Source organism: Streptomyces sp. NPDC006463 (assembly GCF_042870715.1).
In the GTDB taxonomy this organism is placed as follows: domain Bacteria; phylum Actinomycetota; class Actinomycetes; order Streptomycetales; family Streptomycetaceae; genus Streptomyces.
Genome location: NZ_JBIAHP010000005.1, coordinates 1 through 23,577 on the forward strand (window position 1 = coordinate 1; position 23,577 = coordinate 23,577).

Genomic DNA, 23,577 nt, shown 5'->3' on the forward strand with positions numbered 1-23,577 from the left:
TGGCACGCTGTTGAGTTCTCAAGGAACGGACGCTTCCTTTGTACTCACCCTCTCGGGCTTTCCTCCGGGCTTTCGTTCTGTGTTCTTGCGTTTCCGACTCTATCAGACTCTTTCGTGTCTGACCCCCAGTCAGCGGGGTTTGTCTTCCGGGCTGTTGGGCCCTTCCGACTCCCGAACTCTAGTGGATTTCCCCGGCGATTCATAATCGGCCTTCGGAAATGAATACGGGCATGCCGAATTCGTTCCCAGTGGGAGATCGTGCTGAGTTGGGTGCCGCTACGAGGCGGCGGGATTCGTTGCCTCCAAAACCTTCCGGCTCTGGGACAACTCGAAGAACCTTACGGATCCTCGGGGGCCGTGTCAACTTGGGTGGTCAGCTGGGGGACTGGAGGTCCTCCACGCGGTCCAGCAGCCGCGTGAGCATGTCGCCCAGCACCCCGCGCTCCGCGGTGGAGAGGTCCTGGAGGAGGTCCTCCTCGAAGACCGTGGCGGCGCGCATCGCGTCCAGCCACTTGCTGCGGCCCTCGTCGGTGAGCTCCACGATCACGCGGACCCGGTTGGACTCGTCGCGCTCGCGGGTGACCAGTCCTTCCGCCGTCATGCGGTCGATCCGGTGGGTCATCGCCGCCGGCGTGAGGCCCAGCTGCTTCGCGAGTTCGCTCGGGCCCATCCGGTACGGGGCTCCGGAGATGACGAGGGCCTTGAGGACCTCCCACTCCGCGTTGCTGATGCCCAGGGCCGCGGTCTGGCGTCCGTACGCGACGTTCATGCGGCGGTTCAGACGGCTCAGCGCCGACACCACCTTCTCGACCTGCGGGTCGAGGTCCTGGAACTCGCGCTGGTAGACGGCGATCTGCTCATCGAGGCTCGGTTCGTGGACGGGCGTAGTGCCGTCGGGGGTGTCACCCATGGGTCGAAGTATCGCACGAACCCGTTGGCGTCTAACTCCTTCGGTGTGTAGAGTTAAGGATCGAAATTTAGGTATGAAGTTCTGAAGTCTTCAGTCTTCGGCTCTCAAGGCAGGTGAAGTGACCAAGGTGATGGGCGCTGCGTTGCGGCGGATCCAGGCCGGCAACGCGCTGACCGCGTTCGGCATCGGTTTCACGGTTCCGTTCCTCTACATCTATGTGGCGCAGGTGCGAGGTCTGGGCTCCATGGCCGCCACGAGTGCGTTCGTGGCGTTCGCCCTGGGCGCCCTTGTCGCGTTGCCCCTCACCGGTCGGGTCATCGACCGACGTGGTCCGGTCCCCGTGGTCATCGGTGCGGCGGTCGCCGCCTCGACGGGTGCGCTCTCCCTCGGGCTCTCCACCGGCATCGTGCCGATCCTGCTGTCGGCCCTGACGCTCGGCGCCGGGCAGGCCGTGATGCAGCCGGCCCTCGCCACGATGATCGTGTGGTGCTCCACGCCGTCCACCCGGACGCGTGCCTTCGCCATGCAGTTCTTCATGCAGAACCTGGGCCTGGGCATCGGCGGTCTCATCGGCGGCCAGATCGTCGACGAGAGCCGGCCCGGCAGCTTCACCCTGCTCTTCGGCATCGAGGCCGTGATGTTCCTGGTGCTGGCGGGGATCATCCTCACCGTGCGCCTGCCGCGCGTGCCGAGCATCAAGGACGCCGTACCGAAGGACCCGTCCCAGGCCGGCGGCGGCGCGTGGAAGCGGCTGCTGCGACACAAGGCCATGGTGCAGCTGTGCGTCCTGGGCTTCGTGCTCTTCTTCGCCTGCTACGGACAGTTCGAGTCGGGTCTGGCCGCCTTCGGTACCGAGGCCGCCGGGATCTCCCCCTCGACGCTGGGCTTCGCGCTCGCCGCCAACACCGGTGCGATCGTCGTGGCGCAGTTCGTCGTGCTGCGGCTGGTCGAGAAGCGCCGCCGGTCCCGTGTGATCGCCCTGGTCGGGCTGATCTGGACCGTGGCGTGGGTCATCGCCGGGTTCTCGGGTCTGGGGCACGGCAGCGCGATGATGGCCGCCGCCGCGTTCGTCTCCACGTACGCGCTCTTCGGCATCGGCGAGGCCATGCTGTCGCCGACCCTCGCGCCGCTGGTGGCGGACCTGGCTCCGGAGGGCTCCGTGGGCCAGTACAACTCGGCCTTCGCGCTGGTCAAGCAGATGGCGCTGGCACTGGGGCCGCTCGGAGTGCCGCTGGGTGCGGGCGTTCCGATGCTCTACATCGGGACCTTCCTGCTCGTGTCGCTCGGTATCTCCTGGCTCGCGCTGCGGCTCGGCAAGCAGCTGAGCGCGGTGCAGGACAACCCGTCGTCGGTGAGCAGGGTCGTGGCGCAGGGGTCTGCGGCTGCGCCGGCCAAGGTCTCCGAGCCCGTGGCCGTGTAAGTAGTACGGATACGCAGGGCTCAGTACGCACTGCGCAGTGCTGACGTGTGGAAGGCCCCGGTCCTGTGGACCGGGGCCTTCCGTGTTTTCGGTGTCTTGGGTGTCTTCGGTGTCTTGGGTGTACTGCGGCTACTTCTCCGGCAGCGCGAACTCGCACCACACGGCCTTGCCGCCGCCCGGGGTGCGGCGGCAGCCCCAGGACGAGGCGATGGTGGCGACGATCGAGATGCCGCGGCCGGTCTCGTCGGCCGGTTCGGCGCGGCGGCGGCGCGGGAGGTGGTCGTCCCCGTCGGTGACCTCGATGATCAGCCGGCGGTCTGTGCGGCGCAGCCGTAGGCGCATGGGCGGGGTGCCGTGCTGGAGGGAGTTCGCGACCAGCTCGCTCGCGGCCAGTACGCCGAGATCGCACAGCTCGACCGGGAAACGCCAGGAGGCGAGGACTCCCTGTGCGAAGGCGCGGGCGCGCGGGGCGGCTTCGATGCCGCCGAGGAGGTCCAGGGCGGCGTTGTGGAAGAGCTCGGCGTCGGCGCCGGTGCGGGCCGGCTGCTGGAGGACCATCACGGCGACGTCGTCGTCGTGGTCGGCGTCCACGCCGAGGGCGCGCATCAGGCGGTCGCAGATGACGGCCGGGGTGCCCTGGGCGCCGGAGAGGGCGCGCTCCAGGGCGGCGACGCCTTCGTCGATGTCCTCGCCGCGGCGTTCGACCAGGCCGTCGGTGTAGAGGACGGCGGTGGAGCCTGGGCCCAGGGCGATGGTGCCCGAGGTGTGGAGCCAGCCGCCGGTGCCCAGCGGCGGGCCGGTGGGGTCGGCGGCTCTGCGGACGGTGCCGTCCTCGTCGCGGACCAGGATCGGGAGGTGGCCGGCGGAGGCGTACGCGAGCAGGCCCTCGTTGGGGTCGTGGACCGCGTAGACGCAGGTGGCGATCTGGCTGGCGTCGATCTCGGCGGCGAGGCCGTCGAGGAGCTGGAGCACCTCGTGCGGGGGCAGGTCGAGGCGGGCGTACGCGCGGACGGCCGTACGGAGCTGGCCCATGACGGCGGCGGCGCGGACCCCGCGGCCCATGACGTCGCCGATGACGAGGGCGGTGCGGCCGGCGCCGAGGGTGATGACGTCGTACCAGTCGCCGCCGACGGCCGCCTCGGTGCCGCCGGGCTGGTAGGTGGCGGCGACGCGCAGGTCGTCGGGCTGTTCGAGTTCCTGCGGGAGGAGGGAGCGCTGGAGGGTGACGGCGGCCTCGCGCTGACGGCGCTCGCTGGCGCGCAGGCGTTCGACGGCCTCGGCGTGGTCGGTGACGTCGGCGAGGTGGATCAGGATCCCGGTGTGGTCGGGGTCCGGGTCGGGGCCCCGCCCGGGGGCGGACCGGGGGAACTCCACCGGGGTGCAGGTGACGGTGTACGAGCTGGTGCCGCCGGGTGTCGTGCGGTTCTTGGCGGTACGGGGCCTGCCACTGCGCTGGACCTGGTCGAGGAGGGGCAGCAGGCCGAGCTCGCCGAGCTCGGGAAGGGCCTCGTGGGCGGGGGCGCCGGGGGTGCGGGCGCCGAAGCCGGCGGTGTAGGCGTCGTTGACGTAGGCGACGCGGTGCTCGGGTCCGTGGACGAGGGCGACCAGGGCCGGCAGGCGGCCGAGGACCTCGCGTACGGAGAGCTCGTCGGGGGTGGGCACCGTGGCGACGACGCCCGTCCTCGGCACGGGGGCGACGGCCGGGGTGGTGCCGGATCCGCTGCCGGTGCCGCAGACCGTGGGGTCGGCGGGGCGGCCGTCCGCGGCGGGCGCGGACCGCTCGGTTCCGGGGTCGGCGCGGCCGCCGCGGGCTGCCGGGACGGAGCCTTCACCCCGCTTGGCCTGGGCGGCGGCGTGTTCGGTCCGGGCGGCGGCGCGGCGCTGCGTTCCGGGAAACCGGGCGCTCCAGCGCGTGAAGTTCACTGCGTTCAAGCCTCGTGGTGTCGCAAGTGGTCGCTGTGTCGCTGGTGGTCGGTCGCTGACGGGACGTTGTCACTCTGTGCAGGTGTGAGCCCACCTATGGTCACACGTCCAGTGTGGCCGACCGCACTGACAACGTCAGCCCTGGCTGTCCTGCGGGGGGTTGGGAGCGGGGTTCGGCGGGGGTTCCTTGGGGCCGCCGCCTGCGGCGAGTTCGAATTCTGCCCTGGGGTGTTCGAGTGAGCCTAGGGAGACGATCTCCCGCTTGAAAAGACCGGAGAGGGTCCATTCCGCGAGGACGCGCATCTTGCGGTTGAAGGTGGGGACGCGGCTGAGGTGGTATGTGCGGTGCATGAACCAGGCCGGGTAGCCCTTGAGCTTGCGGCCGTAGATGTGCGCGACGCCCTTGTGGAGGCCGAGGGAGGCGACGGAGCCGACGTACTTGTGGGCGTACTCGGTGAGGACTTCGTCGCGCAGGGCGGCGATGAGGTTGTCGGCGAGGACTTTGGCCTGGCGGACCGCGTGCTGGGCGTTGGGGGCGCATTCGCGGCCCGGCTGCGCCGCGGTGATGTCGGGGACGGCCGCCGCGTCGCCGGCGGCCCAGGCGTGTTCGACGCCCTCGACGGTGAGGAAGGAGGTGCAGGCCAGGCGGCCGCGCTCGTTCTTCGGCAGGTCGGAGGCGGCGAGGATCGGGTGGGGTTTGACTCCTGCGGTCCACACGACGGTGCGGGTGGGGAAGCGCGCGCCGTCGCTGAGGACGGCGACGCGGTTCTCGCAGGATTCGAGCCGGGTCTCCAGGCGGACGTCGATGCCCCGGCGGCGCAGTTCGCGGACCGTGTAGACGCCCATCTCGGGGCCGACCTCGGGAAGGATCCGGTCGCTGGCCTCGACCAGGACCCACTTCATGTCCTCGGCCTTGACGTTGTGGTAGTACCGCGCGGCGTAGCGGGCCATGTCCTCCAGTTCGCCGAGGGCTTCGACGCCCGCGTAGCCGCCGCCGACGAAGACGAAGGTGAGGGCGGCGTCGCGGATGGCGGGGTCGCGGGTGGAGGAGGCGATGTCCATCTGTTCGATGACGTGGTTGCGCAGGCCGATGGCCTCTTCGACAGTCTTGAACCCGATGCCGTAGTCGGCGAGTCCCGGGATGGGGAGGGTGCGGGAGATGGAGCCGGGGGCGAGGACGAGTTCGTCGTACTCGATCTCGACGGCGCCGGTGCCTTCCTCCTCGGTGGCGAGGGTGGTGACGGTCGCCGTCCGTTTGGCGTGGTCGATGCGCTGGGCCTCGCCGATGACGATGCGGCATTTGCCGAGGACCCGGCGGAGCGGGACCACGACGTGGCGGGGGGAGATCGAGCCCGCGGCTGCTTCGGGGAGGAAGGGCTGGTAGGTCATGTAGGGCTCGGGGGTGACCACCGTGACCTCGGCTTCGTCGGCTCTCAGCTTTCTCTGGAGCCTGAGCGCTGTGTACATGCCGACGTAGCCGCCGCCGACGACCAGGATGCGGGTGCGGGGCGGGGTACCGGGGTCCGTGCCCGGGGAGTTAGCAGCCTTCACCATCCCATGACGCAACGTGGCCGGGAGTTTGTCCACAGCCCCGACAGATTGTGTGACCGGAGGTAGTGCTGGGACGGGGTCGAACCGGACCATGGAGAGGGGTGGAGATTCGCAGGTCAGAGCATGCGGAAGGGGTGATTCCGAGGAGGTGTAACGGAAAAGTGGGTGTGAATGCTCCGATCGGGCGGTGCTCCGTCCGGGGCTGCCCCTTCTGAATTGACTCTGGCTCAACTATGTTCGTATCTCGTCGAGGAGTAAGACCGGGCCCACATGACCGTGGCCCCCTCGACGTGAAGGCGGGGAGTGTCTCCGGGGGGAGACGAAATGATTACCGGGGGAAACATATGAACATTTCCGATTTCCATGGTTCTGCGACCGCGCTCTCGGTCGAGAGCAACGGTCGCGGTCTCGCAGGCGGCACCACGCACGGAGTGGGGCGGTCCACGCCGCTGCGCGTCGACGCGCAGCGAAATCTGGAGCACGTCCTGCGCGCGGCCCGCGAGGTCTTCGGCGAACTGGGCTACGGGGCCCCGATGGAGGACGTGGCGCGACGCGCGCGCGTCGGCGTCGGCACGGTGTACCGGCGCTTCCCGAGCAAGGACGTCCTGGTCCGCCGAATAGCCGAGGAGGAGACCGCCCGGCTGACCGAGCAGGCCAGGACCGCGCTGGGCCAGGAGGAGGAGCCGTGGCAGGCGCTGTCGCGCTTCCTGCGCACCTCCGTGGCCTCGGGTGCCGGGCGGCTGCTGCCGCCGCAGGTGCTCCGGGTGGGCTCGGCGGTCGAGGACGGCGTCGAGGAGTCCGCGGCGGCGCGGGTTCCGCACCAGCGCCAGGCGGTCGCGGCGAGCGGGGCTCCCGAGCTGCGCGTCGTGGGCACCCGGCCGGCGATCGAGGACGAACCGTCGGACGACTCGGGCGCCGGTGCGCTGCTGGAGGTCGTCGGCCGGCTGGTGGACCGTGCACGGGAGGCCGGTGAGCTGCGGACCGACGTCACGGTGGCCGATGTGCTGCTCGTGATCGCCACGGCGGCGCCCGCGCTGCCCGACCCGGCGCAGCAGGCGGCGGCCTCGACCCGGCTGCTCGACATCCTGCTCGAAGGGCTGCGGTCCCGCACGGTGTGATTCCGGGTGACAGTGCGGGATTTCGCCGGACTGTCCCCGGATGAGTGCATGGTGTGCAAAAGGGTTCGACGCGTGGCACCCGTGTGACACGCTTGATCGGTGTACCGGTTGAGTGTGTCGTGCGGGGGCTTCCGCGATGAGCGTTGACGGGCGGGAAGGGCCACTCGGTGGTACCGGTGGCGAGGTCGAGACGGGCAGCCTGCCCGCACGCCAGGTACCCGCTCAGCGCGAACCGCGGGGCCGGCACCGCGCCTCGGCGGGCACCGGAGCCCAACTGCCCCCGTCCGACGGGGACCTGATCGCCCGGATGCGGGGTGGCGACGATGGTGCGTACGAGGAGCTGTTCCGCCGGCACGCCGATTCCGTACGCCGCTACGCGCGGTCCTGCTGCCGGGACGCGCACACCGCCGACGACCTGACCGCCGAGGTGTTCGCGCGGACGCTGCAGGCGGTACGGGGCGGAGCCGGCCCGGACCAGTCGGTACGGGCCTACCTGCTGACCACCGTGCGCAGGGTCGCCGCGGCCTGGACGAAGACCGCGAGGCGGGAGCATCTCGTCGAGGACTTCGCCGTCTTCGCCGAGCAGGCGGCCACAGGCACGGAGGGCGGGGCCGGGCTGTCCCGCCTGTCCGGCCTGTCCGGGGACGACACCCTCGAACTGGGCGCGGACGTCCGGGCGATGCACGAGGCAGAGCAGTCCCTCGCCATGCAGGCCTTCCGGAGTCTGCCCGAGCGGTGGCAGGCCGTGCTGTGGCACACCACCGTGGAGGAGGCCTCGCCGAGCGCGATCGCGCCGCTGTTCGGGCTGAGCGCCAACGCGACGGCGGTGCTGGCCAGTCGCGCCCGTGAGGGGCTCAAGCAGGCGTATCTGCAGGCCCATGTGAGTTCGGCGCTGAGTGCGGGCGGCGACTGCGCGCGCTACTCGGACCGGCTGGGCGCGTACGCGCGCGGCGGGCTGCGGATGCGGGCGGAGCGGGGGCTGCGGGGGCACCTGGAGGAGTGCGCGAAGTGCCGGCTGGCCGCCAGGGAGCTCAGAGACGTCAACGCGGGCATTCCCGCGCTGCTTCCGGTCGCCGTCATCGGGTGGTTCGCCGCCGGGTACGCGGCCAAGGCCGCGGGGGTGGTGGCCGGTGGTGCCGTCGCCGCGGGTGGAGCCGGGGTGGCCGCGGCCGCCGTCGGCGGGTCGACCGCGGGGGCCGGGACTGCCGGGGCCGGGACTGCGAGCGCCGGGGCTGCGAGCACCGGGGCTGCCGGTGGGGCCGCTGGGGCGGGCGCTGCCGGTGGCGCGGGGGCTGCTGGCGGAGCCGCCGGGGGGGCCGGGGCCGGGGTCGGCGCCGCCGTGATCTCCGAGGGGCTGGGGCTGCCGGTCAAGGCCGCCATCGCCGCCGGGATCGCGGTCGCCGCGGCCGCCGGTGTGGTGTTCGCACTGGCCGGGGACGACACAGCGCCCCAGGCCCAGGCGAAGCCCGTACCCGGCGCGGCGGCTCCGGTGGTGCCGGACGCGCCCGCCGCCTCGCCCGAGCCGCCCCAGCCGGAGCCGGGCCCGCCGGGGGCGGAGCCGCCGCCCGCGCGGGACTCCGTACCTCCGCGGAGTCCGGCGCCTGCCACGCCCGCCGCGCCCGCGCCCGCTCGCCCCTCGCCCGCGCCGACTCCCTCGCCCAGCGCCGAGAAGCCCTCGCCGACCCCGGCTCCGAGCCGGACCTCGGCGAAGCCCACCCCCGCACCCGTGCTTCCGCCGACGCCGCCGCAGGGGTTCCAGCTGGCCCGGCTCGGCCAGTCGGCGTACGGGGACCACCGCGACCCGGAGCTCCAGACCTGGCGCAGCAGCTGGGTGTGGCAGCGCTGGGGCCTGGAGGTGGGCGACCGGCGGTTCGGGCAGGGGATCACCGTGAACTCCCGTTCCTCCGTGGAGATCACCCTCAACCGGCAGTGCACGGCCTTCTCGGCGCGGGCCGGGGTGGACGGGCTGTCTCTGCTCACCGACGGCACGGTGCGGTTCTCCGTGTACGCCGACGGGCAGCAGCTGTGGCGGTCGGGCGCGCTCGGCTACGAGGACCAGACCGCCGCCGTCGACGTCCCGCTGGCCGGGCGCAAGACGCTGCGGCTGGTGGTGGAGCCGACCGGACAGGGCAGTGGGCCGACCCTGGCGAGCTGGGCCGACGCCGTGATCAGCTGCCGGTGAGGAGGGTGACGACCTCGGCCGGGGAGAGTACGGCGCCCGCCGCCTCCTCCTCCCCGTAGCGTTCGGGGCCCAGCACGGCGCGCGTGTCGTCCGGGAGTCCGCCGACCGCGGCCTGTTCCGGGACCGAGCGCGGGTGGCCCGCGCGCCAAGCGGTGGCCGCCGCGAGCAGCCGTACGGCCTCCGCGGCGCGGTCGGCGGCGGCCAGCAGCACGGCCGCGGTGTCGGTGAGCGAGGCCAGGACGCGCTCGGCGCAATGTGCGGCGACGGCGACGGCCAGGGCCGGCCCGAGCTTGGCGAGGCCGGCCTCCGGGCCGTGTTCGCGGGCGGTGAGGACGGCTTCGATGTTGTCGAGCCCGGCGGTGAGCTGCGGGGGCACCGTGATCTTGCCGGCCGCGGTCCGGGCGCGTTCGCAGGCGGAGCGGGCCCGGCCGTGGTCCCCGCGTACGAGGGCGAGCATCGCGGTGAGGAGGCCGCCGTAGGCCTGGATGTCGTAGATGCCGCCGTGCGCGTACTGTTCGGCTTCGCCGTGGGCCTGCGCCACCAGGCGCTCGGACTCGTCGAAGTTCCCGGCGCAGAAGGCGGCCTCCGCGAGGCGCGCGAGGGCGAAGGGCGCCTCGGTGTGGGCGCCGACCTCGCGGGCCAGGCGCAGGCACTCCTCGTACTCGGCGCGGGCCTGGTCGTAGCGGCCGCGGGAGAGCGCCACCTCGCCGGCGGCGCTGGCGACCTGGCCGCGGGTCCAGCGGTCACCGACCCGGCTGGCGATCTCGTGCAGTTCGGCGAGGTCGGCGTCGACGGCGGGCAGGCCTCCGGTGATGTCGATGGCCACATGGGTGCGGAGCATGAGGGTGACGCCCACTTCCCAGTCGCCGCCGTGGCTGCGGCAGTTGGCGACGGTCATCTCCAGCCCGGCACGGAAGTCGATGGTGCCGCCGGTCAGGAAGGCCGTCATCGGCCAGAGCATGCCGGGGAACCGGGCGGCCTCGGGGCCGCCGCTGGCGAACACCCGCTGCATCTCGGCGGCGAGCGCGACGTTCTGCGGGGTGCCGAACTCCTCGGGCGAACGGCCGTCGCCGAGCAGGATGAGGTGCAGGAGCCGCAGGCGCATGAAGCGCCAGTACTCGGGCGTGCCCTCGGGCTGCTCGGCGGGGGTGACGGCCAGGACGCGCTCGGCCCATTGGGCGCCCTCGGCGCGGTAGTTGCGCAGCCACCAGAACCAGCCGAGGGCGAGCGCGAGGCGCTGGGCGCACTCGGTGGTCCCGGCGGCGGTGGTGTGGAGGAGCGCGGCGCGGAGGTTGTCGAGCTCGGTCTCGACGCGGCGGATCCACGGGAGCTGGGCGGCGGACCTCAGGAGGGGTTCCGCCTCCTCGGCGAGGGACAGGAAGTGCGCGGCGTGGCGGTGGGCGGCGGCGGCGCGGTCGGCGGGGTGCGCGGCCGCGCGCTCGGCGGCGTACTCGTGGATGGTCTCCAGCATCCGGTAGCGCATGCCGTCGCCGGGCTCGGGGCCCGGTTCGGCCAGGACGAGGGACTTGTCGACGAGGGAGCCCAGGACGTGGGCGACGTCGGGGCTGTGGCCGTCGGCGTCGAAGTCGGAGTCGGAGGCGGAGTCCGAGGCGGAGGCGGAGTCCGAGGCGGAGGCGGAGTCCGAGGCGGAGGCGGAGTCCGAGGCGGTGCAGACGGCTTCGGCGGCCGGCAGGTCGCAGCCGCCGGCGAAGACGGACAGGCGGCGCAGCACCGCCCGCTCGGGCTCGTCGAGCAGGTCCCAGGACCAGTCGACGACGGCGCGCAGGGTCTGCTGTCGCGGCAGGAGGGTCCGGGCGCCGCTGGTCAGGAGCCGGAAGCGGTCGTCGAGGCGGTCGGCGATCTGGCGCGGGGTGAGCAGCCGCAGCCGGGCCGCGGCCAGTTCGATCGCGAGCGGCAGGCCGTCGAGGCGGGCGCAGATCTCGGCGACGGCCTCCGGGTCCGCGGCGGGGGTGAAACCGGGGCGGACGGCGGCGGCGCGGTCGGCGAAGAGACGGTGCGCGTGGTCGGGCGGGAGCGGGTCGACGGGGCGGACGGTTTCGCCGGGCACGCCGAGGGGTTCACGGCTGGTGGCCAGGATCCGGACGCCGGGGCAGTGGGTGAGGATCTCCTCGGCCAGCTCGGCGGCGGCGCCGATGACGTGTTCGCAGTTGTCGAGGACGAGGAGCAGGCGGCGCTGCGCGCAGTGCTCGACGAGCTGGGCCGTGGGGTCGTCGGCGGTGGTCTTCTCGCGGCCGACCAGGGTGTTCTCGCGCAGGCCGAGGGCGCTGAGGACGGCGCCGGGTACGGCCGCGGGGTGGTCGAGGCGGGCGAGTTCGACGAGCCAGCCGGGTTCGGGATGGGCCCGGGCCGCGTGCTCGGCGAGCCGGGTCTTTCCGGAGCCGCCCGGTCCGGTGAGGGTGACGAGGCGGAGGCGGGCCAGGTCGGTGTGCAGGGAGGCGAGTTCGGGCTCGCGACCGACGAAGGAGGTGAGGCGGGGGCGGAGGTTGCCGGCGGGCACCTGCGGCGCGGGCCGGAGCAGCTCCGCTTGCAGGGCGGTGAGTTCGGGCCCGGGGTCGGTGCCGAGACCGCCGGCGAGGGCGCGGCGGGTGCGCTCGTACGCGGCGAGCGCGTCGGCGGGGCGGCCGGCCGCGCGGAGGGCGCGGAGCTGCTGGGCGCGCAGGGGCTCGTCGTACGGGCGCTCCTGGATCAGCGCCTCGATCTCCGGGAGGAGGGACGCCGGGTCGGCGGAGCCGCTCCGGAGCTCGGCGTCGATCCGGTCGCGGACGGCGGCGGTGCGGTGCGCTTCGGTGGCGGCCGCGTGGGCGGTACGGGCGGGCTCGGGCAGGTCGGCGAGGGCGGGTCCGCGCCACAGGGCCAGGGCGGTGCGCAGGGTGTCGGCGGCGGCAGCGGGATCGGTGTCGAGCTGTCGGCCGCCTTGGGCGGCGAGCCGGGTGAAGCGGTGCAGGTCGATGTCCTCGCGGGCGGCGGCGAGGCGGTAGCCGCCGACGGGGTCGGCGTGGACGGAGTCCCGGCCGCCGAGGGCGCGGCGGAGCCGGGCGACGAGCGCCTGGAGGGCGGCGGGGGCGTCGTGGGGCGGGTCGTCGCCCCAGACCTCGTCGACGAGGTCGGGTACGGAGGCCCGGCCGCCGCCGCGGAGGGCGAGGGCGGCGAGGAGCGCGCGCAGGCGGGCGCCGCCGATCGGGAGGGGGGCGCCGGTCTCGTCGCGTGCCTCGGTGGCGCCAAGTATGAGATACCGCACCGGCCAATTCTGCCTGGTCCGGCGGCGGGCGGCAGCGATTTCCCGGCCGGTGCGCGTGGCCCGGGTCCGCCGGTACGGGGCCGCGCCCGATCCGGTACGGGGCCGCGCCTGATCGGCGGCAAGCGGCCCGGCCGGCCGACGGCCGGAGTCCGGGGCGGCTGGGCGCGGCGTCAGGAGCCGCTGCGCAGCGGGCGGGGAGCCCCTCCGGGGCCGAGCCGCGCGAGCGGCGCGTCGAGGGGAGGGGCCGGGACCGCGCGGCGGCGGGCCGTGGACGTGCCGGTCCAGCAGGTGCCGCGGCGGGCCAGGAGGCGGTGCAGCCACAGCTCCATCGAGACGAGTTCCGCCAGCCCGTCCAGCGGGACCGGGCGGCCGTCCGCCGCGTCGAGCAGGGCCTGTTGGACGACGCGGGCGTCGATCAGCCCGGCGTCCGCCAGCAGCGGTGAGGCGAACAGCGACAGCAGCTCGGTCAGGGCCGCCCGCAGCCCCAGCCGGGTGGCCGTCTCGTTCGGGGCATGGGCCGTGACACCCCAGCCCGGCGGGAGTTCCCGTACACCGGCCGAGGACAGGACGCTGCGCAGGATCGCGGCCCGGGCCCCGGGCTGGACGCGCAGGGATTCGGGGAGGGCGCGGGCCGCCCGTACGACCTGGTTGTCCAGGAAGGGGGCGTGCAGGCGCTGGCTGCGGACCTCCACGGCCTGTTCGAAGACCCGGTGGTCCGCGGCGTGCCGGGCGAGCAGCGCGCGGGCGCGGGCCTCCCCCGGCCGCAGCGACAGGGGAGGGCGGCCGGCGGCGGCCGTGAGACGGATCGATACTTCCGCCAGTGCCTCACCCGTCAGCCAGCCCGCCGCCGGTCCCGGCCGGGACCAGGTCAGGGCGGCGAGGGAAGCGTCCACCGGACCGAAGACGCGCTCGGTGACCCCGCCCTCGCGGAGTCTGGCCGCGGCGGCTTCCATGCCCGTGCGGTACGGCGTACGGGCGAGTCTGCGGGCCGCGGAGTACACGGTCAGCGGCACCAGCAGGGACTCTCCGGAAGCTCCGGAGGCGGAGGCCGAGCGGGCCAGGGCGGCCACCGGGCGCAGCAGGTGACGGCGGCGGCGGTCCATCAGGAGGTCGGCCATGCGGGCCGGGTGGGCGTCGAGGACCTGGCGGGCGCCGTGGCCGGTGAAGTGGTCGGCCGAGCCGGCGGCCAGCCGGCGCCGCTCGCGGGCGGCGAAGACGAGGGACGGTCCGGGTTCGTCGGTGAGCGGGCCGTCGAGTTCGGCGTACGGGAGGGCTTCCTCGGCGGCGGCCACCACGACGTGGTGCAGGCGCGGGTCGGCCGCGATGGCCCGGGCCCGCTCCAGTTCCGGTTCGCGGCCCTGCGGGGTGGCCAGGTCGTTGAAGGTGACCGCCAGCAGCCGGGCCCCGCCCGGGCCGGCCAGGCTGCCCGGGGCTCCGGGCAGGCCGGCCGCGAGCAGGGCCAGGGTCGCGGAGGCGCTGCCGCCGGAGAGGTCGGCGCCCACCCCCGGTGCCGGGGCGCCGCGGGCCGCGCGCCGGTCGGCGGGGCCCATGCCGGGCACGGGGCCGGGATCGTACGGCGGCAATGTGTCGGGGGCATGGCGGGGCGCTGTGAGCCGGGCGCGCACGGCATCCACCAAAGCTTCCCGTACGCCCTCCACCGCGCGGTCGGGTTCGGACTCGGGCGCGGCCACCGCGAGCGAGGCGACCGCCTCGTAGCCGGTGATCTCGCGGGAGCCCTCGCGCAGGATGAGCGCGTGCCCGGGCGGGATGCGGCGGACACCGGCGTACGGTGTGCCGTCGCCCAGTGCCTCCGGGCTGTCGGGGCAGGCCAGCAGGGCGGCGAGATGGCCGACGTCGAGCTGCGCCTCGATGAGGTCGGCGAGCGGGAGGGCGGCGGTGGCGTACGCCGTGCCGCTCGCCCAGGGGGTGTAGAAGACGGGCCGCGCGCCCGCGAGGTCGCCGACGACGGTGATCCGGCGGCCGGCCTGGACGACGGCGGTGTAGCTGCCGGGCCACTGGGTGAGGTGGCGCAGGGCCCCGCCGCGGGCGGCGTAGAGCGCGCGGCGCAGTTCGGCGTCGGTCGCGCCGCAGCAGCCGAGGACGGCGAGCCGGGTGAAGGGATCGGCCGGGTCTGCGGTGAGGGTGCGGATCTCGTCAGGGCGCCAGTCGCCGACGGCCCAGAGCGGGTCGGGATCGCCCCAGAGCAGTTGGGCGCCGACGGGGTGGACGGTGCGCTCGGCGTCCACCCCGGGATCGCCCGGGTGGGCGGCGTCCGCGATGCCGCCGCGCACGGGTGCGCCGCTCTCGCCGTAGCCGTCTTGGTCGTAACCGCCCTGGCCGAAGACGCGGCCGGCCGTGCCGAAGCTCGCGGCGATACTGCTCCAACCCACCAACCAGCGCACCGCCGCCTCCCCAGCCTGTGGGCACATGACCGGGGCACGGGCAGCACGGTCGGCGCTGAGGGCGCGGCCGGCGGGACCCCGGATGGCTCGGGTCCATGCTGCCACGGGAGAGGCGTGCGAGAGGGTCAAAGGGGGCGCGCATGCAAACGAACACGCCCCCGCCACGCGGTATTTGGCGTTCCGTTCCACTCGCCCCATAGGTCACTTTCGGCCATTCTTCGGCCGTACTGAGAGCCGCCGGAGGCCGTCGGCCACCGGTGCGCGGGCGCGGTACGGGAGGCGGAATCCACCCCCCGGACCGTTCCGCCACCCGCGGGGATTGAGGTGGCGGCATCCCCCGGCCCGCCCGATCCGCGCAGCGGGCCGACCCACGCACCGCACATCGAATCGCCGGGCCCCCCGACCGGCCAGAGCGCACGGACGGGCGCACGGCCACACGGACGGAGCACGCGATGACACGTGCGCCCCGAGTACAGGTCCGGACCGGACTGTGCAAACGGACAACAATCCCGCCATACGGAAGTCGGGGCCTTAACGCTTGGGAGGCGGGGAACTACGCTGGGTTTACGAAATGCCGGGCGCCTATGCCCCGGCGGCGTATGCGTTCCGCGTGTGACGAGGGGTGGCGCATGTCCAGGGAGCTCCGCGAGCCCAATGAGAAGCTCGGCGCCGTCCTCGCCCTCGCGGGCATCAGCAACGCCGGGCTGGCCCGGCGGGTCAACGACCTCGGCGCGCAGCGCGGCCTGACGCTTCGGTACGACAAGACGTCGGTGGCCCGGTGGGTGTCGAAGGGGATGGTGCCGCAGGGTGCCGCCCCACATCTGATCGCGGCCGCCATCGGCGCGAAGCTGGGGCGGCCGGTGCCCCTGCACGAGATCGGCCTGGCGGACGCGGACCCCGCGCCCGAGGTCGGCCTGGCCTTCCCGCGTGACGTGGGTGCGTCGGTGCGGTCGGCCACCGACCTCTACCGGCTCGACCTGGCGGGCCGGCGCGGCGGTGGCGGGATCTGGCAGTCGCTCGCCGGCTCCTTCTCGGTGGCGGCGTACGCGACGCCCGTCTCGCGCTGGCTGATATCTCCCGCCGACAGTTCGGTGGCACGCGAGCCGACGGTCCCCGGCACATCGGTCCAGACCCCCTCGGCTCAGGCGCCCACGGCCCAGGCACCCACGGCTCACGACGCGCCGCCGCACGACGCCCCGGCGCTCGGCCCCGCGACCGGCCCGACGACAGGGCCCGTGACGGGGGCGGCAGGCAGTCTGCCCGCTCCGCCGTCCACCGTTGTGCCCGCCCAGCCCGGCCCCGAAACGCCGCGCGACCACGTCCAGCGCGTGGGCCACAGTGACGTGACGAAGCTGCGCGAGGCCGCCGAGGACGCCCGCCGCTGGGACTCCAAGTACGGCGGGGGCGACTGGCGTTCGTCGATGGTGCCCGAGTGCCTGCGGGTGGACGCGACGCCCCTGCTGCTCGGCTCCTACAGCGACGACGTGGGCCGCGCCCTGTTCGGCGCGACCGCCGAACTGACCCGGCTCGCGGGGTGGATGGCCTTCGACACCGGCCAGCAGGAGGCGGCCCAGCGCTACTACATCCAGGCGCTGCGCCTCTCCCGCGCGGCCGCGGACGTACCCCTGGGCGGTTACGTACTGGCCTCGATGTCCCTGCAGGCGACCTACCGGGACTTCCCGGACGAGGGCGTGGACCTCGCGCAGGCGGCCGTCGAACGCAACCGGGGCCTGGCCACGGCCCGCACCATGAGCTTCTTCCGCCTCGTCGAGGCCCGGGCGCACGCGAAGGCGGGCGACTCGGCGGCCGCGGGCGCCGCGCTGCGGGCGGCCGAGGGCTGGCTCGAACGCGCCCGGGACGGCGATCCGGACCCGACCTGGCTCGGTTTCTACTCGTACGACCGTTTCGCGGCGGATGCGGCAGAATGCTACCGGGACCTCAAACTCCCGCGGCAGGTCCGGCGCTTCACCGAGCAGGCCCTGTCCCGGCCCACCGAGGAGTACGTCCGGTCGCACGGGCTGCGTCTGGTGGTGAGCGCGGTCGCCGAGCTGGAGTCGGGCAACCTCGACGCGGCCTGCGCGGCGGGCACCCGGGCGGTCGAGGTGGCGGGCCGGATCTCCTCGGCGCGGACGACCGAATACGTACGGGACCTGCTGCACCGCCTGGAACCGTACGGGGACGAGCCGCGCGTCGCGGAGCTGCGCGAGCGGGCCCGGCCGCTGCTGGTGGCGCCGGCGTAGGGCCGCTCCGGCCGCGTTGTCGGTGGCGGGGTGCAGTATGCAGGGGTGGGAGGTATCGGCGTGGGCGGTGGCGTGGACTGCGATGTGCTGGTGATCGGCGGCGGAATCGTCGGCCTGTCGACGGCGCACGCCCTGTCGCGCCTGGCTCCCGGGACCAGGGTGGTGGTCCTGGAGAAGGAGGACGGTCCGGCCCGGCACCAGACCGGCCGCAACAGCGGGGTGATCCACAGCGGCATCTACTACCGCCCCGGATCGCTCAAGGCGCGCTTCGCGGTGCGCGGCGCCGCCGAGATGGTCAAGTTCTGCGCGGAACACGGGATCGCGCACGAGGTGACGGGCAAGCTGATCGTCGCCACCGGGCGCGAGGAGCTGCCGCGGCTGCACGCCCTGGTCCAGCGGGGCCGGGAGAACGGCATTCCGGTGCGCGAGCTGGGCCCGGCCCAGATCGCGGAGTACGAACCGGAGGTGCGGGGCCTGGCCGCGATCCACGTGGCCAGCACCGGCATCGCGGACTTCGGCGAAGTGACCGCCCAGCTCGCGGAGTCCTCCGGCGCGGAGATCGTCTACGGCGGCGCGGTGGACCTGATCTCCCGCCGCCCCTCCGCCGTGGCGGTGCGCACCACCTCCGGCCTGGTGGTCCGGGCCCGGGTCCTGGTGAACTGCGCGGGCCTGCAGTGCGACCGGATCGCCCGCCTCGCCGGTGACGACCCCGGGATGCGGATCATCCCGTTCCGCGGCGAGTACTACGACCTGGCCCGCCCCGAGCTGGTCCGCGGGCTCGTCTACCCGGTCCCCGACCCGGCCTTCCCCTTCCTCGGGGTCCACCTGACCCGGGGCATCGGCGGCGGCGTCCACGTCGGCCCCAACGCCGTGCCCGCCCTGGCCCGCGAGGGGTACGCCTGGTCCACGGTCCGGCCGCGCGACATCGGCTCCGGGCTGTCCTGGCCGGGATCCTGGCGGATGGCCGCGCGGCACTGGCGGTACGGGGCGGGCGAGATCCACCGCTCGCTGTCGAAGCAGGCCTTCACCCGGGCGGTACGCCGCCTGCTGCCGGCCGTCACCCCGGCCGATCTGCGACCCGCCGCGGCCGGGGTCCGCGCACAGGCCGTCCTGCGGGACGGGACCCTGGTGGACGACTTCCTGATCCGGGACGCCCCGCGGACGGTGCACGTCCTCAACGCCCCGTCGCCGGCCGCGACCGCCTCGCTCCCGATCGGCCGCGAGATCGCCACCCGCGCCCTGGCCACCCTGCGCGCCTCCTGACCGGGTCGCCGCCGTGCGCCGCGGGGTGGCCCGGCGCAGCCGGGACCCGACCCCGGCCCCCGTCGTAGAATCAGCGCATTGTGTCTGAGTCCCGAAACCCCCAGCCGCCCAGCCTCCCGGACGCCGCTCCGGAGGCGACCTCGTACGTGCCTCCCAAGTGGCGGACCGAGCCCCGGTTCCCCGACGGGCCGTCGCCGGACCCGGCCGGCTCGCACCACGAGCGGCGCATCCGGAGCTTCCAGCCCCGGCGCAGCCGGGTCACCACCGGCCAGGGCGAAGCCCTGAAGCGTCTGTGGGGCACCTGGGGCCTCGACATCGACGGCAACGAGGTCATCGACCTGGAGGCCCTCTTCGGCGGCCTCCCCGTCGTCCTGGAGATCGGCTTCGGCATGGGCGAGGCCACCGCCCAGATGGCCGCCGCCGACCCCGCCACCGGCATCCTCGCCGCCGACGTGCACACCCCCGGCCAGGGCAACCTCCTCGCCCTCGCGGAGCGCGGCGGCATGACCAACGTCCGCGTGGCCAACGGCGACGCGATCATCCTGCTGCGCGAGATGCTGCCGCCCGACTCGCTCGCCGGGATCCGCGTGTACTTCCCGGACCCGTGGCCCAAGGCCCGCCACCACAAGCGCCGGCTGATCCAGCCCGAGTTCCTCACCCTGGCCGCGACCCGCATGGCCCCCGGGGCCGTGCTGCACTGCGCGACCGACTGGGAGCCGTACGCGGAGCAGATGCTCGAAGTGCTCACCGCTCACCCGGACTTCGAGAACACGCAGAGCAACGGCGGCTACTCCCCGCGCCCCGACTTCCGTCCGCTCACCCGCTTCGAGGGCCAGGGCCTCGACAAGGGCCATGTCGTACACGACTTGCTCTTCCGTCGTACGGAGAACTGACAACGTCACTCCACGTGTCGGACCGACTCGGTAGGGTCATCATGTGTTCCGAGCGCTCCGCCCTCAGCTCGCCCGGCTCGCACGCCCGTCGGGCACCGTCCGCGTGTGCGTGCTCGTCGTCCTGCTCGCCGGCACGGGGATCACGATCCTCGAACTCGTACGGGAACAGACGGGCACGGCAGGCTTCTTCGTAGGCCTCGGCCTGGCCCTGCTACCGGTGGCGCCCCTCATGGCGGCCTTCCGGTGGCTCGGCCGGGCCGTGCCCGCGCCCTGGCTCCAGCTGCTGTTCTGCTTCGGCTGGGGCGCCTGCACGGCCGCGCTGATCGCCATACTGGCCAACAGCTTCGCCACCGAGTGGATAGCCACGGCCACGGCCGACCCCGGCGATGCCGACACCCTCGGCTCGGTGGCGATCGCCCCGGTGGTGGAGGAGAGCGCCAAGGCGGCGGCCCTGCTCCTCGTCTTCGTCTTCCGCAGAGGGCATTTCACCGGCCCCGCCGACGGCTTCGTGGTGGCCGGCTTCACCGCCACCGGCTTCGCCTTCACCGAGAACATCCTCTACCTGGGCAACGCCTTCGGTGAGGACGTGGCCGGAGGCACCGGCGTCCTGGACTCGGTGACGGCGGCGACGTTCTTCGTACGGATAGTGCTGTCGCCGTTCGCGCATCCGCTGTTCACCGTGCTCACCGGGCTCGGTTTCGGCGCGGCCGCGGTCAGCGCCCGCCGGGTGCGCAGGATCGGTTTGCCGCTGCTCGGCCTGGCGCTCGCCATGAGCATGCACGCGCTGTGGAACAGCGCCTCCCAGTTCGGGGAGTCCGGGTTCTACGTGGTCTACGCCTGCGTGATGGTCCCGGCGTTCGGGGTGCTGCTGTGGCTGGCGGTCCGGATAAGGCGACGCCGATTGCGGGCCGTCGCCGGGGAGCTCGCGGTGTACGCGGCCGCCGGCTGGCTCGGTCCGGCCGAGGTCCCGGCCCTGGCCTCGATGCCGGCCCGGTCGCTGGCCCGCAGCCTGGCCCGGCGCAGCGGGGGCCGGGCCGCCGGGCGGGCGGTCGCCCTGTACGAGGCGGACGCGGCGGCCCTGGCGCTGCTGCGGAACCGGGCGCGCCGGGGCGGCCCGGTGCGCGAACCGGATTTCGCGGGCCGGGAGCGGGAGCTGCTGCGCAGCCTCTGGCAGCGCCGGGCGACGGCGGGCCCCGCGCTGGCCAGGGCGGCGGTCATGGAGGAGCTGCTTCCGCCCTGGTTCGACCCCCTGGACCGCAGGCCGTGCTGCGGCGTCGCACCCGCCGACGCGCTGGCCGGCGTACCGGCGCCCAGGCCGTCTCCTTCGCCTAGACGTCCAGACCCTTGGAGGTCAGCCACGCCAGCGGGTCGATCGTCGAGCCGCCCTTGCGGACTTCCAGGTGGAGATGGGGTCCGGTGACGTTGCCGGTGGCGCCGACGCGGCCGATGGTCTCGCCGGGAGCGACCGTGCCGGAGGTCACCGACATCGAGGAGAGGTGGCAGTACCAGACCTCCGTACCGTCCTCCAGCTGCAGCACGATCCGGTAGCCGTACGCGCCGGACCAGCCGGCCGAGGCGATCTTCCCGGCGGCCACGGCCTTGGCCGGGGTGCCGGTGGGAGCGGCGAAGTCGAGGCCCGTGTGGTAGCCGGAGGACCACATGGAGCCGGAGTCGCCGTAGTGCGAGGTGAGGGTGTAGGCGGAGGTGGGCAGGGAGTAGCTTCCGGCCGCTTTGGCGACGCGCTCCTGCTCGGCCTTGGCCTCGGCGGCCTTCCGGGCCTCCTCGGCCTCCTGCGCCGCCTTCGCCTCGGCCTGCGCCGCAGCTTCCTCGGCCACCTTGCGCGCGGCCTCCACCTTGGCCTTGGCCTCCTGGGCGGCGGTCTCACGGGCGAGGCGCTCGGCCTCCGCCTGTGCCTGCGCCGCCGCGGCGGCGTGCTGGGAGTCGGCCTGCTGGAGGATGCGGTTGCGCAGCACCTCACCGGCGTCCGCGCGCCGGTCGGACTGCTGGGGGATGATCCCGTTCCTCGCGGCCGCCCCGGCCGTCTCCCCGGAAGCGTCCTCCGCCTGGCGGACGTCGTCCCCGGTGAGCCCGTCGCCGGTGCCGTCGGGCATCAGGTCGGGCAGCGAAGGCAGGGATATCGCGACCTGGGGGCGGTCCTGCGCGGTGGCGATGCCGCCCGCGCCGACCGCCGCGATGACACCGACACCCAGCACGGTGGAGCTGCGCGCGAGTCCCCCGCGCTGCTTGGCCACCCGGTGCTTGCCGCGGACCGGACGGACCGAATCCTCGGTGGGATTCCACTCGCCCCAGGCACCCGCGGTGGGCGGCTCCTGGATCTCGGTGCCTTCAGGGGCAGGCAAGTTGGAGGCCACCGGGGCACGCTCCTCATTGACACGCACGCGCAGGGCGCCGTCTCTTACGACGGCTGGGACGACCGCGCTGCGTTATCGAAAGGTAATAGACGCGGGGGAGTGATTCCAAGCTGTTGCGCTTGATCGTTCGTACCAATCGGCCACGCACCGATGGGTCTTGGCCACGCCTTTCCGCCCCAAAAGCGGATCAACTCGGGCAAAAATCAAGCGACTCCCCCACCTCTCCAGCCACACGCCAGACATGACGAGCCGTCAATTTCCTTGCGGAGAGCACCGTCTTGATTACGCACCGTCATGCGAGCCGTCGACCGGCGGGCGGGAGCACGACGAAGGCCCGGTTCCCAAGGGAACCGGGCCTTCGTACTGAGTAGCGGGGACAGGATTTGAACCTGCGACCTCTGGGTTATGAGCCCAGCGAGCTACCGAGCTGCTCCACCCCGCGTCGGTAAACACAACTCTACGCCATCCGGGGGGAGGACTCCGCCAATTAACCGCCGCCCCACCCCAAAGACCCACATCACCGCAGGTCAGAGCCTTGAAACCGGGCTTCCGCGGGACCGGGACCAGGCCGGGACCGGGGGCCCGCCAACGAAGATCATCTCTGTTGCACGCCGGTGACACTTCGGGGATGGTTCCGGGATCGGATCCGGGCGAGGATTCACCTGTCGCCAAGGCCAGGGGGAACACGGACCGGCGGGCGACAACCAACCACACCAACGGCTCGGCGCTCTGCCGATGCCCCTGTGATTCCTGGGGGGAGTCCACCATGTCCGTTCGCACCGCAGCCGCCATCGCAGTCGTCGCCGGCGTTGTCACCACTCTGCTGCCGCTCTCGGCCACCGCAGCGTCCGCCGCACCCGCCGCCGACGACCACGCCGTGCTGCGTACGGAGATGGGCACTCCCGTCCCCAGCGGTCCGCTGACCCGCGGCGGCGCCACCGAGACCTTCGACCTCACGGTGAAGAACCCGACCGGCAAGCCCGTCACGTACAACCCGTGGATGCTCCTGCACCCGACCGGCCCGAGCCCGCTGGAGCATGACGCCGTCGTCTTCAAGGTCGACGCGGTGGACGCCCCGGCGACCAAGTTCTCGATCGGCCAGCAGGACGGCGAGTGGCAGGGCCTGTTCTACCCGGCGGCCTCCGGGGCGGACGCCTCGCACGGCTTCGACATCCCCGCGAACGGCAAGATGACCTGGAAGGTCACCCTCGGTCTCGGCGCGAACTACCCGACGAACGACGGGGACTTCAAGTTCACCGCCGACAGCTACAACAACTCGGTGGACCCCTCCGCCAAGGACTCCCGCGTGTTCAAGGTCGACCCGAAGATCAAGACGGGCGCCCTGAAGACCTCGTTCAAGCAGATCAGCTCCGGCAAGGACGGCCAGGAGCAGCGCGCGTACCTGGACCTGAACTACCAGGCCACCGGCGACGGTTCCTTCGACTCCGCGCTGGCGAGCACCCTGAGCCTGACGCACCCGGGCAAGGAGGAGGCCGACTTCCGGCTGCAGGCCATGATCGACGGCCGCTGGCAGGACCTGACGGCCAAGGACGGCCAGTACACGCTGCCCGAGATCCCCAAGGGCTTCAGCGCCTCGTCCGGCGTCCGCACCCTGCCGCTGCGGGTCAGCCTCGGCAAGGGCACCGAGCTCAAGAAGAAGACCACCATCACGATGTCGGTCGAGGTCTCGCTGGCCAAGGGCAACACCTGGCCGTTCAACTCCGGCTCCGTGAAGTTCCCGCTCACCCCGATCGTGGAGACGCAGCCCACCCCGAGCCCGACCCCGTCCACCACGCCCTCCAAGACCTCGTCCGCCACCACGGTGAAGCCGGCCTCGGCCACCTCCTCGGCCGCCGTCGCCTCGGGCAACACCAACGTGACCACCACGGGTTCGGCCACCGGCTCCCTCGCCAGCACCGGCTCGAGCTCGGGCACGGGCCTGTACGCCGGCCTCGCGGCCGCCCTGGTCAGCCTCGGCGCGGCCGTCGCCTGGCTCGGCGCCCGGCGCCGCCGCGGCCTCTCGGCCTGACCGGTACCCGTAAGC

14 protein-coding genes and 1 tRNA gene are annotated in these 23,577 nt (G+C 73.5%); 8 read left to right on the top strand and 7 right to left on the bottom strand.

Annotated features, from left to right (window positions below):
- Positions 1 to 373: 373 nt before the first annotated feature.
- A complete protein-coding gene (locus tag ACFYOB_RS10920; RefSeq protein ID WP_069921218.1) occupies positions 374 to 910 on the bottom strand; it encodes a MarR family winged helix-turn-helix transcriptional regulator in 537 nt (178 codons plus the stop codon).
- 130 nt (positions 911 to 1,040) lie between these two features.
- On the opposite strand from ACFYOB_RS10920, the gene ACFYOB_RS10925 reads away from it, so the two are divergent.
- Positions 1,041 to 2,330, top strand: a complete 1,290-nt coding sequence (locus ACFYOB_RS10925; RefSeq protein WP_388558660.1) for an MFS transporter — start codon at positions 1,041 to 1,043, stop codon at positions 2,328 to 2,330.
- Between the two features lie 129 nt (positions 2,331 to 2,459).
- Here the strand turns inward: ACFYOB_RS10925 and ACFYOB_RS10930 are convergent, their stop codons facing one another.
- Both ACFYOB_RS10930 and ACFYOB_RS10935 read right to left on the bottom strand, forming a co-directional pair.
- Positions 2,460 to 4,253, bottom strand: coding sequence for a SpoIIE family protein phosphatase (locus tag ACFYOB_RS10930; protein ID WP_388558663.1), 1,794 nt, complete (start codon positions 4,251 to 4,253; stop codon positions 2,460 to 2,462).
- A gap of 135 nt (positions 4,254 to 4,388) precedes the next feature.
- Positions 4,389 to 5,807 (bottom strand): NAD(P)/FAD-dependent oxidoreductase, encoded by a 1,419-nt coding sequence (locus ACFYOB_RS10935; protein WP_388557710.1) that lies wholly within the window; start codon positions 5,805 to 5,807, stop codon positions 4,389 to 4,391.
- 341 nt (positions 5,808 to 6,148) lie between these two features.
- Here ACFYOB_RS10935 and ACFYOB_RS10940 point away from each other — a divergent pair, with 341 nt between their 5' ends.
- The gene (locus ACFYOB_RS10940) at positions 6,149 to 6,922 is read left to right on the top strand and encodes a TetR/AcrR family transcriptional regulator (RefSeq protein WP_388557711.1); all 774 of its coding nucleotides are present in this window, start codon (positions 6,149 to 6,151) and stop codon (positions 6,920 to 6,922) included.
- A 136-nt stretch (positions 6,923 to 7,058) separates the two neighbouring features.
- Positions 7,059 to 9,104, top strand: coding sequence for a sigma-70 family RNA polymerase sigma factor (locus ACFYOB_RS10945; RefSeq protein WP_388557713.1), 2,046 nt, complete (start codon positions 7,059 to 7,061; stop codon positions 9,102 to 9,104).
- Here ACFYOB_RS10945 and ACFYOB_RS10950 read toward each other — a convergent pair.
- The gene (locus ACFYOB_RS10950) at positions 9,091 to 12,363 is read right to left on the bottom strand and encodes an ATP-binding protein (RefSeq protein ID WP_388557715.1); all 3,273 of its coding nucleotides are present in this window, start codon (positions 12,361 to 12,363) and stop codon (positions 9,091 to 9,093) included. The two genes, ACFYOB_RS10945 and ACFYOB_RS10950, sit on opposite strands and share 14 nt — an antisense overlap.
- Before the next feature lie 170 nt (positions 12,364 to 12,533).
- Complete coding sequence (locus tag ACFYOB_RS10955) at positions 12,534 to 14,765, bottom strand: asparagine synthase-related protein (RefSeq protein WP_388557717.1); 2,232 nt, start codon at positions 14,763 to 14,765, stop codon at positions 12,534 to 12,536.
- Positions 14,766 to 15,394: 629 nt separating this feature from the next.
- Between ACFYOB_RS10955 and ACFYOB_RS10960 the strand changes: the two genes are divergently transcribed.
- From ACFYOB_RS10960 to ACFYOB_RS10975, 4 genes are all read left to right on the top strand, one after another.
- Entirely contained in the window at positions 15,395 to 17,005 is a 1,611-nt protein-coding gene (locus tag ACFYOB_RS10960; RefSeq protein WP_388557720.1) for a sporulation protein, read from the top strand.
- 30 nt (positions 17,006 to 17,035) lie between these two features.
- Positions 17,036 to 18,268 carry an L-2-hydroxyglutarate oxidase gene (gene lhgO, locus ACFYOB_RS10965; RefSeq protein WP_388557723.1) on the top strand — a complete coding sequence of 411 codons (1,233 nt, stop codon included), beginning with the start codon at positions 17,036 to 17,038 and terminating at the stop codon, positions 18,266 to 18,268.
- 80 nt (positions 18,269 to 18,348) lie between these two features.
- Positions 18,349 to 19,161 (top strand): tRNA (guanosine(46)-N7)-methyltransferase TrmB, encoded by an 813-nt coding sequence (trmB, locus tag ACFYOB_RS10970; RefSeq protein ID WP_388557726.1) that lies wholly within the window; start codon positions 18,349 to 18,351, stop codon positions 19,159 to 19,161.
- A 43-nt stretch (positions 19,162 to 19,204) separates the two neighbouring features.
- On the top strand, positions 19,205 to 20,581 hold the full coding sequence (locus tag ACFYOB_RS10975) for a PrsW family intramembrane metalloprotease (protein ID WP_388557729.1): 1,377 nt from the start codon (positions 19,205 to 19,207) through the stop codon (positions 20,579 to 20,581).
- On the opposite strand, the gene ACFYOB_RS10980 is transcribed toward ACFYOB_RS10975, so the two are convergent.
- The gene (locus tag ACFYOB_RS10980) at positions 20,490 to 21,533 is read right to left on the bottom strand and encodes a M23 family metallopeptidase (protein ID WP_388557732.1); all 1,044 of its coding nucleotides are present in this window, start codon (positions 21,531 to 21,533) and stop codon (positions 20,490 to 20,492) included. The genes ACFYOB_RS10975 and ACFYOB_RS10980 overlap by 92 nt on opposite strands.
- A gap of 368 nt (positions 21,534 to 21,901) precedes the next feature.
- A tRNA-Met gene (locus ACFYOB_RS10985) sits at positions 21,902 to 21,975 on the bottom strand.
- 324 nt (positions 21,976 to 22,299) lie between these two features.
- On the opposite strand from ACFYOB_RS10985, the gene ACFYOB_RS10990 reads away from it, so the two are divergent.
- Positions 22,300 to 23,562, top strand: coding sequence for a hypothetical protein (locus tag ACFYOB_RS10990; RefSeq protein ID WP_388557735.1), 1,263 nt, complete (start codon positions 22,300 to 22,302; stop codon positions 23,560 to 23,562).
- The last annotated feature ends 15 nt before the right edge of the window (positions 23,563 to 23,577 follow it).